General features: G+C 74.1%; 14 protein-coding genes and 1 pseudogene. 6 read left to right on the top strand and 9 right to left on the bottom strand.

Annotation, left to right across the window (positions count from 1 at the left end):
• Both ACTUAL_RS07025 and ACTUAL_RS07020 read left to right on the top strand, forming a co-directional pair.
• Window positions 1-640: pseudogene (locus ACTUAL_RS07025) on the top strand (MBL fold metallo-hydrolase); the annotation flags it as partial.
• Window positions 641-770: 130 nt separating this feature from the next.
• Window positions 771-1,397 carry a hypothetical protein gene (locus tag ACTUAL_RS07020; RefSeq protein WP_440899675.1) on the top strand — a complete coding sequence of 209 codons (627 nt, stop codon included), beginning with the start codon at window positions 771-773 and terminating at the stop codon, window positions 1,395-1,397.
• Here ACTUAL_RS07020 and ACTUAL_RS07015 read toward each other — a convergent pair.
• The 5 genes from ACTUAL_RS07015 to ACTUAL_RS06995 form a co-directional block, all read right to left on the bottom strand.
• Window positions 1,387-1,509: a hypothetical protein gene (locus ACTUAL_RS07015; RefSeq protein ID WP_256373713.1), complete on the bottom strand. Its 123-nt coding sequence runs from the start codon at window positions 1,507-1,509 to the stop codon at window positions 1,387-1,389. The two genes, ACTUAL_RS07020 and ACTUAL_RS07015, sit on opposite strands and share 11 nt — an antisense overlap.
• Before the next feature lie 216 nt (window positions 1,510-1,725).
• Window positions 1,726-2,823 (bottom strand): DNA polymerase III subunit beta, encoded by a 1,098-nt coding sequence (gene dnaN / locus ACTUAL_RS07010; protein ID WP_096491108.1) that lies wholly within the window; start codon window positions 2,821-2,823, stop codon window positions 1,726-1,728.
• Window positions 2,824-2,864: 41 nt separating this feature from the next.
• A complete protein-coding gene (locus ACTUAL_RS07005; protein ID WP_096491109.1) occupies window positions 2,865-4,127 on the bottom strand; it encodes an MFS transporter in 1,263 nt (420 codons plus the stop codon).
• 747 nt (window positions 4,128-4,874) lie between these two features.
• On the bottom strand, window positions 4,875-5,549 hold the full coding sequence (locus tag ACTUAL_RS07000) for a Crp/Fnr family transcriptional regulator (protein WP_012782885.1): 675 nt from the start codon (window positions 5,547-5,549) through the stop codon (window positions 4,875-4,877).
• Between the two features lie 202 nt (window positions 5,550-5,751).
• Window positions 5,752-6,000 carry a hypothetical protein gene (locus ACTUAL_RS06995; protein WP_012782886.1) on the bottom strand — a complete coding sequence of 83 codons (249 nt, stop codon included), beginning with the start codon at window positions 5,998-6,000 and terminating at the stop codon, window positions 5,752-5,754.
• A gap of 271 nt (window positions 6,001-6,271) precedes the next feature.
• Between ACTUAL_RS06995 and nth the strand changes: the two genes are divergently transcribed.
• From nth to ACTUAL_RS06975, 4 genes are all read left to right on the top strand, one after another.
• Window positions 6,272-7,045, top strand: a complete 774-nt coding sequence (gene nth / locus ACTUAL_RS06990) for an endonuclease III (protein ID WP_440899674.1) — start codon at window positions 6,272-6,274, stop codon at window positions 7,043-7,045.
• The gene (locus ACTUAL_RS06985) at window positions 7,042-7,698 is read left to right on the top strand and encodes a TlpA family protein disulfide reductase (RefSeq protein ID WP_440899673.1); all 657 of its coding nucleotides are present in this window, start codon (window positions 7,042-7,044) and stop codon (window positions 7,696-7,698) included. The genes nth and ACTUAL_RS06985 overlap by 4 nt, the downstream gene beginning before the upstream one ends.
• Window positions 7,699-7,847: 149 nt before the next feature.
• On the top strand, window positions 7,848-8,471 hold the full coding sequence (locus ACTUAL_RS06980; RefSeq protein ID WP_096497541.1) for an NUDIX hydrolase: 624 nt from the start codon (window positions 7,848-7,850) through the stop codon (window positions 8,469-8,471).
• A 21-nt stretch (window positions 8,472-8,492) separates the two neighbouring features.
• Window positions 8,493-9,680 (top strand): MarP family serine protease, encoded by a 1,188-nt coding sequence (locus ACTUAL_RS06975; protein ID WP_096491112.1) that lies wholly within the window; start codon window positions 8,493-8,495, stop codon window positions 9,678-9,680.
• 46 nt (window positions 9,681-9,726) lie between these two features.
• On the opposite strand, the gene ACTUAL_RS06970 is transcribed toward ACTUAL_RS06975, so the two are convergent.
• From ACTUAL_RS06970 to acs, 4 genes are all read right to left on the bottom strand, one after another.
• Complete coding sequence (locus ACTUAL_RS06970) at window positions 9,727-10,653, bottom strand: alpha/beta fold hydrolase (RefSeq protein WP_096491113.1); 927 nt, start codon at window positions 10,651-10,653, stop codon at window positions 9,727-9,729.
• An 8-nt stretch (window positions 10,654-10,661) separates the two neighbouring features.
• A complete protein-coding gene (locus ACTUAL_RS06965) occupies window positions 10,662-11,129 on the bottom strand; it encodes a phage holin family protein (protein WP_096491114.1) in 468 nt (155 codons plus the stop codon).
• A gap of 71 nt (window positions 11,130-11,200) precedes the next feature.
• Window positions 11,201-12,373 (bottom strand): Na+/H+ antiporter NhaA, encoded by a 1,173-nt coding sequence (gene nhaA / locus ACTUAL_RS06960; protein ID WP_440899672.1) that lies wholly within the window; start codon window positions 12,371-12,373, stop codon window positions 11,201-11,203.
• Between the two features lie 133 nt (window positions 12,374-12,506).
• On the bottom strand, window positions 12,507-14,492 hold the full coding sequence (gene acs / locus ACTUAL_RS06955) for an acetate--CoA ligase (protein WP_096491116.1): 1,986 nt from the start codon (window positions 14,490-14,492) through the stop codon (window positions 12,507-12,509).
• Between the last annotated feature and the right edge of the window lie 158 nt (window positions 14,493-14,650).

Here is a 14,650-nt window from a genome sequence, read left to right as displayed (position 1 = left end):
GTGCGTCGTGGTGGCCCCGGGCCAGAGCTAGGAGGCGCACCGGGCGCGCGCGGCGGGCTTCGGCCCGGTGGCGCAGGTGCTGCTCACGCACGGCCACCCGGACCACGCGGAGGGCGCGCGCGAGTTCGGCGAGCGCGTCGGCGCCCCGGTGCGGGCGCTGGACCCGGCGCTGCGCCTGGGTGACGAGGGCCTGGCGCACGGCGACGTCGTGGCGGCGGCCGGCCTGGAGATCCGGGTGGTGGGCACGCCGGGCCACACCTCGGACTCGCTGTGCTTCCTGGTGGGCGGCGCCGTGCTGACCGGCGACACGATCCTCGGCCGGGGCACCACCATCGTGGCTCACCCGGACGGGCGGCTGGGGGACTACCTGGAGTCGCTGCGCGTGCTGGCGGACCTGCCGCCGGGCACCGCCGTGCTCCCCGGCCACGGCCCCGAGCTGCCCGACGCGGCGGAGGCGGCCCGGCGCTACCTGGCGCACCGCGAGCAGCGCCTGGCCCAGGTGGTGGCGGCCCTGGAGGCCCTGGGGCCGGGTGCGACGGCGCGGCAGGTGGTGGAGGTGGTGTACGCGGACGTGGACCGCGCCCTGTGGCCCGCGGCGGAGTGGTCGGTGCGCGCCCAGCTGGAGCACCTGCGCCGCTGACCCGGCCTGCTGACCCGGCCTGTTGCCGAGCCGGGCCCGTGGGGCAGCCCACTCGGCGGATTCCCCGTTTCCGGGGCGGTGGCGCGCGCGGACTGGGTACCGTCCTGCCCGCCGACCAGGGGGGACCACCATGACGATCAGACGTGCGCTGCTCACCGCGCTCACCGCCACGACCGCGCTGCTCACCGGGTGCACCACCGTGGAGCAGGGCAAGCCCGTGGCCGCGCCCGACGTCAGCGTCCCCGCCAGCCCGAGCGCCTCCTCCGCCAAGCCCAGCACGTCCGGCAAGCCCAGCGCGTCGAACAGCGCGCTCACCGAGATCGACGTCTGCGGTCGGGTGGACGCCGACATGCTGTCGTTGATGACGATGCACGTGCTGGGCAAGTCGGGAACCCCCACCTGCAAGCAGACCCCGACCGAGCTCAACAAGGCCGGGTACCCCGTCCAGGAGGCCCACTACCAGCTGGACGGCAAGGTGGTCATGGCCGTCGTCGTGACCGTCTACAACGCCCTCGACATGCAGGGCTACGTCAAGTACCAGCTCGAGCAGAACCCCGGCAAGGTCACCGCGTACGACGTGATGAGCCTGCCCGGCTACGCGGGCCAGTCGAACTTCGACGACCTGAAGTTCGTCATGGGCACGGCGGCGGGCGTGAACGGCCAGATGTTCACCGGCCAGGTGCTCCTGGAGAAGAAGCCCGACGAGGCCGGGATGTCCACCACCGCGCTGCTGCTCAGGACGACCATCACCGAGTGACCCGGCACTGGGCGGGCAGGAACCCCCGGGTGACCACCAGGCCCAGCACGGGCACGGCGAACGCCGCGTCCGGCAGGTCGTCGGTGGTGCCGGGGTGCTGGCTGTGGAGCACCCGAATGACCGTCTTGCCCGCCGGGTCGCGGTAGGTGGCGAACTGGTGCCTGACCCCGGAGCCGTCGGTCTTCGGCTCGTCCTCTTGAACGACATCCCACGATCTCCCGGAACCCGAACCCGAACCGGCCGCACGCCACCCGCTCCGGGGCGCGCCGAACGGCCGAACGGGAAGACCCGTCCGGTCCCCGCCGCCCGAGGTCGCGGCCCGCCCCGCTCAGGGCGTCCGCAGCGGCACCACGAGGTACGTCAACCGCACCCCGCTCGCGTCCTCCTCGGCCGTCAGCACGGTCGACCGCAGCCCCGACTGCACCCGCAGCTCCACCCGCCGCCCCGCGAACGCCCGCAGCGCGTCCGACAGGTACCGGATCTGGAAGCTCCTGGTCAGCAGTCCGCCGCTCACCGACGCCTTCACCGACTCGCTCGACTCCCCGGCCTGCGGGTCGCTGCCCCGCACCCGCAGCTCCCCGTCCTCGGCCGCCAGCTGCACGGCCCCGTTCGCCCCCGAGTACGGCGCGGCCCGGCGCACCGCCCCGGCCAGCTCGTCCGCCTCCAGCACCACCGTGCACTCGCCCTCGGCGGCCAGCAGCTTCCGCGCCCGCTCGTCCGGGAACGGCGCGGCCAGCAGCGCCGTGCTCGCGCTCCCCCCGCCCCAGGCCAGCGCCAGCCGGTCCGCGTCGGCGCGCAGCTCCACCCGCTCGTCCCGCGCGGCCTGCTTCGCCACCTCGGCCAGTTGCACCGCCGGGGCCAGCGCGTCCAGCTCCCCGCCCGCCCACGGCACCGACGCGAACCCCAGCCGGTACCGGTCCGAGGTGATCAGCTCCAGCCGGTCCCCGGCCGCGTGCACCCGCACGCCCGTGAACACCGGCAGCGCGTCGTCCCTGGACGCCGCGGTGGCCACCGCCGCCAGCGCCGAGGCGAACGCCCCGGCGGGCGCGGAACCGGCGACCGGCGGCAGCTCCGGGACCCCAGGGTGGTCGCCCAGCTCCAGCAGCGGCAGCGCGAACCTCGCCGCCCCCGTGCGCACGGCCAGCCGCGCCCCCTCCACCACCAGCCGCACCTGCGGGGACTCCAGTGCCCGCAGCGTCTCGGCCAGTGGCTTCGCGGGCACCAGCGCGGCCCCCTCGGAGTGCGTGGTGGCCGCCCGGCTCAGCCGCAGCGACCGCTCCCGGTCGCTGCCCGACAGCTCCACCCCGCCCGGCCCGGCCCGCAGCACGACGCCCGCCAGCACGGGGTCGAGCACACGACCGGGCAGCAGGCGGGCGACGTCGGCGACGGCGGAGGCGAGTTCCGAGGTGGTGGCGGTGAGGTCCATCCCCGGAAGCTAGCGAGCACCCCCGACACTTCCGGCCCGGTTCAGCGCCCGACGAGCCCGGCGTCCTCCTCCTGGGGGACAGCGGCGCCCGCGGGAACGCCGGGCGCGCCCGCCGCGACCGTCCCGCGCAGCAACCAGACCACCAGCGCGACCGCCAACCCGGACGCGGCAGCCGCCAGGAACGCCGTGGACGTCCCGCGAGCCTCCACGATCTGCCCGGCGAGCCCCTGCCCGGCGGCCAGCCCCAGCGTCACCGCCGTGACCACCCACCCGAACGCCTCGGCCGCCGTGCCCTCGGGCGCGACCTGCTCGATCGCCGCGGAGTGCGCGGTGGACTGCGGGGTGATCAGCGAGCCGACCACGAACAGCGCCACCGCGAGCCCGACGAGCGTCGTCGGGATCGCCAGCAGCGCCGCGAGCAGCGAGAACCCGCCCAGCAGCACCGGCAGCCGCAGGTGCATGGGGCGCGGCAGCGGGCGCAGCGAGTACAGCACCCCGAACAGCACCGAGCTGACCGACCACAGGCTCAGCAGCAGCCCGCCGACCCCCTTGTGCCCGGCCGCGTCGGCCGCCGCGGGCACCGCCACCTCGATGAACCCGATCGACAGCCCGAACCCGAGCGCCGCGAGCGCCACGGTCCGCATCCCCGGCGAGGCCAGCGCGCCGAGCAGCCCGCCGCCCTGGACGGGTTCCGGCCGCCGCCCGCGCACGGTCGGCGTGCAGGCGAACCACAGCGCGCCGACCACCATCATCGCCGCGCCCACCACGAACCCGGTGCCCGGCCACGCCGCCGTGACCAGCACGCCCGCCAGCCCCGGCCCGAGGATGAAGAAGACCTCCATGCTGATCGCCTCGTAGGCGATGCCCGCGTCGCGCAGCGGCCCGGCGGGCACGATGCTCGTCCACAGCGCCCGCGACGCCGACCCGGCCATCGGCTCGGTGAACCCGACCGCGAACGCCAGCGGCGCCAGCACGACCACGGTCGCGCCGCTCTCCACCGCCGCGACCGCGCCGGTCGCGGCCAGCGCGAACAGCGCGGTGACGCCCAGCAGCGGCCTGCTCGGCCCGAACCGGTCCATCAGCCTGCCCTGCGCGATCGCGCCCAGCGCGACGCCGATCAGCGCCGAGGCCGACACCAGCCCCGCCGTGCCGTAGGAGCCGCTGGCCCGCTGGACGTAGAGCAGCAGCGCGAAGCCGATCATCGCGATCGGCAGCCTGGCGAACAGGCCCGCGACGACGGGGCCGCGCATCGCGGGCGTGGTGAGGGCGGCGCGGTAGTCGGAGAGCCGGGCGGAGTGGGACATGCGTGCCAGTATGCAGACCTGGTACGCGAGTACCAATTTTTTGCCCGCTGTTCTCCCGTTCGCCCCGTCCCGGAGACCCGAACGGCGCAGCGGCCGGGGGCGCCGGACCCGATCCGGGCGCACCGCTGCGATGAACGGGTGAAAACGCGAGGTGGAGGGGCTGAACCGGCATTCCCCGAGGGTGAACGCCCTTGAGGCGCGGGGTGGGGGGCGTGCGAAGGTGTGCGCACGAACCCGCGCGAACCCGGTTTCAGCAGGCCGGACCCGCGGGTACCCAGGTACTCCAGTCCGGTGCCACGAGGGTCGGGGCCTGCGGGCGCCGGAAGCGGAGACGCGGTCTGTCGGGGGATGGGCCGCGAGAGCAGCGGGGCCGGAGCGCCGCGTCGGGGGCGGCGCCCGGCTCCGCTGTCCCCGTTCGGTTGTTCTCGTTCCGGCCGTGCTCGCTCCACCGCCTGTCGGCTGCGCGCGGTCCGGAAAAGCCCCACGACAAGCACGACGGCCGCCTCCTGGTGGTCGGAACCACCGGCAGGCCGCCGTCGAGCTGATCGTGTTCACCCGTCCGTGCGGCGCACGAACTGTCCGCGCGCCCGCGTCGACCGGCGGAGCGCCCCGCTTCCCGCCACGCGGACACCTGGTCCGCCGCGGTCGGAAGCGGGGCGCGCCTCACCTCGGGAGTGCTCCGCCGCGGGGGTCGGCCCCGACGCGGGTCGTTTTCCGAGAACCCCGTCGACACCGGGGCGCGCTGGACTACCGGGCTCGGCGCGCGAGCCGCTCCGGGTCCAGGATCAGCACGCTCTTGCCCTCCAGGCGCAGCCAACCCCGGTGGGCGAAGTCCGCCAGGGCCTTGTTGACCGTCTCGCGCGAGGCGCCCACGAACTGGGCGATCTCCTCCTGCGTCAGGTCGTGCGTCACCCGCAGCAGCCCCGCCTCCTGGCTGCCGAACCGCTGGGCGAGCTGGAGCAGCGCCTTCGCCACGCGGCCGGGCACGTCCGTGAAGATCAGGTCGGCCAGCATGGAGTTCGTCCGGCGCAGCCTGCGCGCCAGCGCGCGGAGCAGCTGCTCCGCGATCTCCGGCCGGTTCGAGATCCACTGCCGCAGCGCCGGGCGGTCCATGCTGACCGCGCGCACCTCGGTCACCGTCGTCGCGGTGGACGTGCGCGGACCGGGGTCGAAGATCGACAGCTCGCCGAACATGTCCGACGGTCCGAAGATCCCGAGCAGGTTCTCCCGACCGTCCGGCGACTTGCGCCCGATCTTCACCTTTCCGGATTGGATGATGTAAAGCCGGTCGCCCGGTTCGCCCTCCGCGAAGATCACGTGGCCGCGCGGGAATTCAACGGACTCCAGCGTCTGCGCCAGTGCCTCCGCTGCCGCCGGTTCAACCCCCTGGAAGATGCCCGCGCGGGCCAGGGTCTCGTCCACCTCGTCCCTCCTGTCGAGACGCGACGGCGTGGTCGAGCGCGTTCCGCCTTCTGGCGGATCAGCGCCTGCCGTCGATCACTGAGTGCAGTCTAAGGGCTGTGGTCGGGATCGCCTTTCGGGCGCGCCGTCGGCACAGTCCGGACAGCGCGATGCGGCCCACCGGGGGGAGCCCCGTTGGGCCTGATCAACGCTGGTGCCCGCCCTAGCGGCGGGGGCGCGACCGGAGGTTCTTCGAGCGACCGCCGAACCGGCGCAGGCGGAACAGCTCCAGCGCGCGGCCGATGCCGTGCCCGTAGAGCGCCTTGACCTCGTCGGGGCGCGCGGACTCGAGGAACTCCTCGACCTCGTCCTCCTGCACGGCGACGTGCCGCAGGCGGGCTTCGACGCGCTCCATGAAGAGCGCGAAGAACATGATCACGATCGGAACGGCGATGACGAACCAGGCAGTCATGATGGCTCCGATCCTTGCGCATCCCGTTTTCGGGCGCACTGGCAGGGGTCTCTTCGCGCGCGTGGCGCGCGTGCGAAGAAATGGACGTCCGGGACCGGTCCGGGGTTGCCCGCGGGTGCCCGATCGCGCCCGCGCCACCGTCCGTGCCGGGCCGGTGACGCACCGCCGAGCGGGAAGCGGACAGCCGGGGCGGAAGCGGACGGCGGCGCACCGCGTGTGACCTCTCCCGCCGCGGCGCGAGGGTGGTCCGCGCCACCGGTAGCCTTTTGGCATGGTGGGTGGCGCGCGGGGCGGAGCACGACCGGAAACCCGGTTGGGACTCGTCCGCAGGGCCCGCCGGACGGTGCGGGTCCTCGGCGTCGGCTACCCGGACGCGCACTGCGAGCTGGACTTCACCACCCCGCTGGAACTGCTCGTCGCGGTCGTCCTGTCCGCCCAGTGCACCGACAAGCGCGTGAACCAGGTCACGCCGGCGCTGTTCGCGCGCTACCGCTCGGCCGAGGAGTACGCCGCCGCCGACCGGACCGAGCTGGAGGAGCTGATCCGGCCGACCGGCTTCTACCGCAACAAGGCCGCCGCGATCTCCGGGCTGGCCGCCGAGATCGTGGAGCGGCACGACGGCGAGGTGCCCGGCGACCAGGCCGAACTGGTGAAGCTGCCCGGCGTCGGCCGCAAGACCGCGAACGTGGTGCTCGGCGACGCGTTCGGCGTGCCGGGGATCACCGTCGACACGCACTTCGGGCGGCTGGTCCGCCGCTGGGGCTGGACCACCGAGGAGGACCCGGTCAAGGTCGAGCACGCCGTCGGCGCGCTGGTGGAGCGCAAGGACTGGACCCTGCTCTCCCACCGGACGATCTTCCACGGGCGCCGGGTGTGCCACGCCAGGACGCCCGCGTGCGGCGCCTGCCTGCTCGCGCCCCAGTGCCCGTCCTTCGGGACGGGGCCCACCGATCCCGTCCGCGCCGCCAAGCTGGTGAAGGGCGACGAGGCGGAGCACCTGATCGGGTTGGCCGAGCGGGTGCGGTCGGGGGAGCGGCTCGGGTGAGCGGGGCGGCGCGGTGGTCGGTGGTCGTGCTGGTGCTCGCGGTCGCGGGCGTGGTCGCCCTGTGGCCGAGGGGCGGGGATCCGGCGAACCCGGTGATCCCCCAGCCCCAGCGCGACACGTCCCAGCGCGCCGACCTGGGCGTGGCGCGCAACAAGGCCGCGCTGCGGCCGTGCGACCAGTTCTCGGGGAACCCGGCGAGCCCCGCTTCCCCGAGCACGAGCCCCGGCCCCGCGGGCACGAGCGCGGGCCCCGAGGCGCTGCGCGGCGTCACCGCCGTGTGCCTGGGCGACGGTGAGCGGGTCGACGCCGCGACCGCCCTGTCCGGCCGGGTGCTGGTCAACTTCTGGGCGTCCTGGTGCGCGCCCTGCCGCGAGGAGCTGCGCGTGCTGGACGACTACTCCCAGCGCCCCGGCGCGATCCCGGTGCTCGGCGTCCAGGTCAAGAGCGGCGAGGCGGACGGCCTCGACCTGCTCTCCCGGATCGGCGTGCACCTGCCGTCGCTGGTCGACGACTCCGAGGCGCTGCTCAAGACCTTCAAGGTCCCGCCCGCGCTGCCCGCCAGCTTCCTGGTCGGCGCGGACGGCTCCATCACCCCGGTGACCGACCCGCTCGTGTTCACCAGCGTCGACCAGGTGCGCGAGGTGGTCGGATGACCGACCGGACGACCGACCGCGGCACCGACCGGGACACCGGCCGCGACGCCGACCCCGTCACCGGCCACGACGCCGACCGCGTCGCGGGCCTCGCCCCCGGCCGGGCCCCCGAGCGGCTGGTCGACGACCTCGACGAGCTGCCCGAGTGGATGCGCGGCCTGGCCGCCGCCGCAGTGGACGCCGACGCCGACACCTTCCTCAACTACCCGAAACCGCCCGCCTTCACCGGCCGCGCGGCCTCCGTGCTCATGCTGTTCGGCGAGGGCCACCGGGGCCCCGACCTGCTCCTGCTGCGCCGCGCCGACACCCTCGGCTCCCACCCCGGACAGGTCGCCTTCCCCGGCGGGGCCGCCGACCCCGAGGACTCGGGCCCCGTCGGCACCGCGCTGCGCGAGGCGTTCGAGGAGACCGGCGTGCTCGCCGAGGGCGTGCGACCGGTGGCCCTGCTGCCCGAGCTGCACGTCCCGGTGTCCGGGTTCCTGGTCACGCCCGTGCTCGCGCACTGGCGCACCCCGGTCCCGGTCGCGCCGGTCGACCCCGGCGAGACGGCGGCCGTCGCCCGCGTCCCCGTCGCCCACCTCGCCGACCCGGCGAACCGGTTCCGCGTCTCGCACCCGTCCGGCTACACCGGACCCGCCTTCTCCGCACCGGGGATGCTGGTGTGGGGCTTCACCGCCGGACTGGTCAGCGGGCTGCTCCGGCTCGGCGGCTGGGAGCGCCCGTGGGACGCCACCGACGTGCGAGACCTCGACTCGGCGCTGCGCGCCACCTAGCCTGACGGGCGGAGGAACCGGGTGAACTGGGTAGACCTGCTGGTGCTGGCGATAGCCGCGTTCGCCGCGGTGTCGGGCGCCAGGCAGGGCATGGTCGTGGCCGTGCCCGCTTTCATCGGCGTGCTCGTCGGCCTGCTGCTGGGCACGCAGCTCGCGCCGGTGGTGGTGTCGCGCTTCGACAACGTGGTGACCAAGGTCGTCTTCGCGGTCGGCGTGGTGGTGCTCCTGGTCGCGCTCGGCGAGACGCTGGGCGTCTACATCGGACGCGCGGTCAAGTCCAAGGTCAACGCGACCCCGCTGCGCGGCGTGGACAACGCGCTCGGCGCGGTCGTGCAGGGCGCGGTGGTGTTCGTGGTGGCGTGGATGATCGCGCTGCCGCTCACCTCGGTGGCCGGACTGCCGACGCTGGCCAAGGGCCTCAACCAGTCCGCGATCCTGTCCACCGTGGACGGCGCGATGCCGCAGGCGGCCCGCGACCTGTCCGAGGACCTGCAGAACCTGTTCGACGTGTCCGGCTTCCCGGCCGCGATGGACCCGTTCAACCGCACCCCGCTCCGGGAGGTCTCCCCGCCCGACCCCGAGCTCAGCGGCGACCCCGTGGTGCAGCGGCTGCGGCCGAGCGTGCTGAAGGTGCGCGGCCGGGCGCCCTCGTGCTCGCGGGCCCTGGAGGGCACCGGGTTCGTGATCGCGCCGGAGCGGGTCATGACCAACGCGCACGTCGTCGCGGGCACCACCGAGGTCAGCATCGAGGTCGGCCAGGGCAAGTTCGACGCGACGGTCGTGCACTACGACGCGCAGACCGACCTGGCGATCCTGGCCGTGCCGAACCTGGACGCGCAGCCGCTCCAGTTCCGCACCGACGAGATCGACCAGGGCGAGGACGGCATCGTGCTCGGCTACCCGCTGGACGGCCCGTACACGGCGTCCGAGGCGCGGGTGCGCGAGCGCATCCCCATGCTGCGCGGGCCGGACATCTACGACGCGCAGACCGTGACGCGGGACGTCTACACGATCCGGGCGAAGGTCCGCAGCGGCAACTCCGGCGGCCCGCTGGTCGACCGGGATGGCCGGGTCATGGGCGTGGTGTTCGGCGCGGCCGTGGACGACCAGGAGACCGGGTTCGTGCTGACCCCGCAGGAGGTCGCCGACGAGGTGGCCAAGGCGCCGGGGCTGGTGCGGCGCGCACCCACGCAGACCTGCGCCTCGTGATCGCGGGAACCGGGCGTTGAGACCGGGCGCCCCCGAGGGCGCCCGGCTACCGCTCGGCCAGGAAGCCCGCGATCACGCGGCTGACCTCGGCGCGGTCCTCCTGGTGCGGGAAGTGCCCGACGTCCTGAAGCACCCGCAGCACCGAGCCAGGGCCGCGCCAGCGGGCCGAGTCGAGCGCGGTCTGCGCGAGCATCACCGGGTCGCGGGCGCCCTGCACCTGGAGCACCGGGGCCTCCAGCTTCCGGGAGACCGCCTCCGCGAACCGCCGCCCGTCGCTGCGCACCTGCGAGCGCACCGCCCACCGGTGGTACTCCAGCGCGCTGTGCGCCACGCCGGGGATGCGCACGGCGGCGGTGTTCCGCTCGACCACCTCGGCGAACTCCGGCGAGGCCGTCCACCCCGCGCCGCCCCAGGCGCGCAGCAGCTCGCCGACGCGGGCGCCGTTCGCGGCCAGCAGGGAGCGCTCCGGCAGCACCGGCAGCTGGAACCGCAGCAGGTGCCCCAGCGCGCGCGCCTGCCCGGCGGTGTTGCGCCGCACGGCCCGGCGCAGCGCCAGCGGGTGCGGCGCGGACACGGCCGTCACCGACCGCACGAGGCGGGGGTGCAGCGCGCCGACCACCCAGGCCAGCATCCCGCCCCAGGCGTGCCCGACGACGTGCGCCCTGGACTCGCCGAGCGCCTTGACCAGCCCGGCGACGTCACCGGCGAGCGTGAACCCGTCGTAGCCCCTCGGCGGCTTGTCCGAGTCCCCGTACCCGCGCAGGTCGACGGCCACCGCCCGGTACCCGGCCTCGGCCAGGTCGACCAGCTGGTGCCGCCAGGACCACCAGAACTCGGGGAACCCGTGCAGCAGCAGCACGAGCGGTCCGTCGCCCAGCTCGGCCACGTGCAGCCGGATGCCGTTGGCGGACACGTCGCGGTGCGCCCACGGGCCGGGTACCCGCGCGGACGACGGGTCCGGCGGCTGCGCCACGACCCGGCTCAGGGGGTGTCGTCGCGGTCGTCGCGGTGCCGCAGCGCCGCGACGGTCTCCTTCGCGGACTCGATCGTCCGCGTCGGGGCGCGCAGCGCCTTCATCTTCCGGTAGCCCAGGAACCCGAGCAGGCCCGCGACGACGAGCATCACGACGAAGACGAGCACGTACGCCGCCCACCGCCACAGGAACACCGCGAGGCCCTCGGCGACGCCGATGAAGAGGAAGAAGAAGCTGAAGGACAGGACCACCAGCGCCAGGACGAAGAAGACGCTGCCCTTCAGCCCCCGCTTGACCTCGTGGGTCACCTCGGCCTTGGCCAGCTCCACCTCGGCCCGCAGCAGCGTCGACATGTGGGCTGTCGCGTCGCGCACCAGCCCGCCGATGGAGGTCTCCCCGGCGATCGTCGAGGCGTTCTCCGCCGTCAGCGGGATCGACGGGATTGGAGGCGGGGTGTTCTCACTCGGGGTGGTCACCGCACAATCGTGCCACGCCCCCTGGCGCGAGGCCGCCCGACCGGCTGATCACGCGGTCGATCACCCGGCGATCAGTCCGCGTCCCGGTGCGCCCTGCCCCGCCGGACCAGCAGGACCGCCGCGATCAGCGACGCCAGCAGGGACGCGATCAGCACCGCGGCCTTGGCCCGCTCGGCCGCCTCGCCGGTCAGCGCGAGGTCGGCGATCAGCAGGCTCACCGTGAACCCGACGCCGCCGAGCACGCCCACCGCCGCCACGTCGCGCGGTCCCGCGCCGCTCGGCCACACCGCGAGCCTCAGCCGCACCGCCAGCGCGGAGAAGCCGAGGATGCCGATCACCTTGCCCAGCACCAGGCCCGCGACGACGCCCAGCGCGATCGGGTCGTCCGCCAGCGCGCGCAGGGCGTCCCCGCCGACCGGGACGCCCGCCGCGAAGAGCGCGAACAGCGGCACCACCAGACCGGCCGACCACGGCTGCAACCGGTGCTCCAGGCGCGCGGCGGGCGCCTCGTCCTCGCCCTCGTCGGCGCGCACGCGGGTCAGCAGCCCGAGCGCCACCCCGGCGATCGTGGCGTGGACCCCCGCCTCGTGGACCGCGACCCAGGTGCCCACCGCGATCGGGACGTAGAGCCAGGGCGTGGTGACCCGCTTGTGCTGGAGGAAGGCGTACAGGCCGAGCAGCGCGGCGGCGGCCAGCACCGCGAGCAGCTCCAGGCCGGAGGTGAACAGCACCGCGATCACCGCGATCGCGCCCAGGTCGTCCACCACGGCGAGGCTGAGCAGGAACACCCGGACGCTGCTCGGCAGCGCGGACCCGGCGATCGCCAGCACGCCCAGCGCGAACGCGATGTCGGTGGCCATCGGGATCGCCCACGCCTGGCCCGCTCCCGGCTCGCCCCAGGAGAACCCGAGCGCGACCAGGGCGGGGACCACCATGCCGCCGACCGCGGCGATCACCGGAAGGGCGGCGGCCTTGAGGCTGTTCAGCTCGCCGACCACCAGCTCGCGCTTGAGCTCCAGCCCGGCCACGAAGAAGAAGACCGCGAGCAGGCCGTCCTTGACCCAGTCACCGATGGTGAGCGGGCCGAGGTGGGTCTCGCGGAGCGCGGTGTAGGAGTCGCCGAGCGGGGAGTTGGCCCACAGCAGCGCGATCGCGGTGGCCACCAGCAGCACGATGCCGCCGGTGGTCTCGGTGCGCAGGTAGCGGGCGAACTCGGCGACGGGCTTGGGGGCTGGTGAGGACAAGGGGGGCTCCGGTCTCTGGGCACGGCTGATCACGTGCCGACCAGACTTCCCGGCTCACCTGTGACCAAGCGTAACCGACGGCGGGCGCTCCACCAAGTGGTGGAACGCCCGCCGGGACCGCTCAGCCGCGTGCTCAGTCCTCCCCGGAGCCCTTCTTCAGGCCGGAGGAGATCAGGTCCATCACGGACGAGTCGGCCAGCGTCGTCACGTCGCCGACCTGGCGGTTCTCCGCCACGTCGCGCAGCAGGCGGCGCATGATCTTGCCCGAGCGGGTCTTCGGCAGCTCCGGCACGACCATGATCTGCCGGGGCTTCGCGATCGGCCCGATCTCCTTGGCCACGTGGTCGCGCAGCGCCTTGATCGCCTCGGCCCCGTCCGAGCCCTCGGCGACCCCGCCGCGCAGGATCACGAACGCCACGATGCCCTGCCCGGTCGTCGGATCGGTCGCCCCGACCACCGCCGCCTCCGCCACGGTCGGGTGCGACACCAGCGCGGACTCCACCTCGGTGGTGGAGATCCGGTGCCCGGACACGTTCATCACGTCGTCCACCCGGCCCAGCAGCCAGATGTCGCCGTCCGCGTCGTACTTCGCGCCGTCGCCCGCGAAGTAGAAGCCCTCCTCGGCGAACCGCGACCAGTAGGTGTCGCGGTAGCGCGCGTCGTCGCCCCAGATGCCGCGCAGCATCGACGGCCACGGCTGGTCCAGCACCAGGTAGCCGCCACCGCCGGGGCCGACCTCGACGCCCTGGTCGTCCACGACCTTCGCGCCGACGCCGGGCAGCGGGCGCTGCGCCGAACCGGGCTTGGTGGAGACCACGCCGGGCAGCGGCGAGATCATGATCGCGCCGGTCTCGGTCTGCCACCAGGTGTCCACGATCGGCGCCTTGCCCGCGCCGATGTTCTCCCGGTACCAGATCCACGCCTCGGGGTTGATCGGCTCGCCGACGCTGCCGAGCACCCGCAGCGACGACAGGTCGTGCTTGGCCGGGATCTCCGCGCCCCACTTCATGAACGTGCGGATCAGCGTCGGCGCGGTGTAGTAGATCGAGACGCCGTACTTCTGCACGATCTCCCAGTGGCGGCCCTCGTGCGGGGTGTTCGGGGTGCCCTCGTAGACGACCTGGGTGACCCGGTTGGCCAGCGGGCCGTACACGATGTAGCTGTGCCCGGTGACCCAGCCGATGTCGGCGGTGCACCAGTAGACGTCGCTGTCCGGCTTGAGGTCGAACACGTTGTGGTGCGTGTAGGCGGTCTGCGTGAGGTAGCCGCCGGAGGTGTGCAGGATGCCCTTGGGGTTCCCGGTGGTGCCCGAGGTGTAGAGGATGAACAGCGGGTGCTCGGAGTCGAACGCCTCGGGGGCGTGCTCCTCGGACTGGCCGTCCACCAGCTCGTGCCACCACAGGTCGCGGCCCTCGGTCCAGGCCACCTCGCCGCCGGTGCGCCGCACCACCAGCACGTGCTCGACGCTCGCGGCCTTCGACACGGCCTCGTCCACGGCGGGCTTGAGCGGGGCCGGGTTGCCGCGCCGGTACTGGCCGTCGGTGGTGATCACCAGCTTGGCCTGCGAGTCCTCGACGCGGGTGCGCAGCGCCTCGGCCGAGAAGCCGCCGAACACGACGCTGTGCAGCGCGCCGATGCGGGCGCAGGCCAGCATGGCGACGATCGCCTCGGGCACCATCGGCATGTAGATGGCGACCCGGTCCTCGGCGCCGACGCCGAGCGAGGCCAGCGCGTTGGCGGCCTTGGAGACGTCGCGCTTGAGGTCGGCGTAGGTGATGGTCCGGCTGTCGCCGGGCTCGCCCTCCCAGTGGATGGCGACCTGCTCGCCGTGGCCGGACTCGACGTGCCGGTCGACGCAGTTGTAGGCGACGTTGAGCCTGCCGCCGACGAACCACTTGGCGAACGGGGCGTCGGACCAGTCGAGGACCCGGTCCCACTTCCGCTCCCAGGTCAGCCGGTCGGCCTGCTCGGCCCAGAAGGCCTCGCGGTCGGCGGCGGCCGAGTCGTACAGCGCCTGGGTCGCGTTCGCCTGCGCGGCGAACTCCTCTGACGGGGGGAACGTGCGGCTCTCGGTCAGCAGGTTGTCCAGGGTCGGGCCGTTCTCGTTCGGCTTGGTCATGTCGGGCAGACCTCCTGAATCCTTGGCCGTGGTGGGCGCCCGCGGTGGCGGTCCCGCTCACAGCACCCCGACATGGTTCAGACCAATACGGCGGCTGTGAAACACATGGGTAACTGTGTAACCCGTGTCCCACGTCACGGACCACCGCTAATCCGCCG

The organism is Actinosynnema sp. (assembly GCF_052038725.1).
Note: the sequence above shows the minus strand (reverse complement) of the source record. Positions and strands in the feature narration are given on the sequence as shown.

What these genes read in the sequence shown, in the direction of transcription:
- ACTUAL_RS07020 (WP_440899675.1), top strand. Translation starts at nt 771, where the DNA reads ATGACGATCAGACGTGCGCTGCTCACCGCGCTCACCGCCACGACCGCG.
- dnaN (WP_096491108.1), bottom strand. Translation starts at nt 2,823, where the DNA reads ATGGACCTCACCGCCACCACCTCGGAACTCGCCTCCGCCGTCGCCGAC.
- ACTUAL_RS07005 (WP_096491109.1), bottom strand. Translation starts at nt 4,127, where the DNA reads ATGTCCCACTCCGCCCGGCTCTCCGACTACCGCGCCGCCCTCACCACG.
- ACTUAL_RS06995 (WP_012782886.1), bottom strand. Translation starts at nt 6,000, where the DNA reads ATGACTGCCTGGTTCGTCATCGCCGTTCCGATCGTGATCATGTTCTTC.
- nth (WP_440899674.1), top strand. Translation starts at nt 6,272, where the DNA reads ATGGTGGGTGGCGCGCGGGGCGGAGCACGACCGGAAACCCGGTTGGGA.
- ACTUAL_RS06980 (WP_096497541.1), top strand. Translation starts at nt 7,848, where the DNA reads ATGCGCGGCCTGGCCGCCGCCGCAGTGGACGCCGACGCCGACACCTTC.
- acs (WP_096491116.1), bottom strand. Translation starts at nt 14,492, where the DNA reads ATGACCAAGCCGAACGAGAACGGCCCGACCCTGGACAACCTGCTGACC.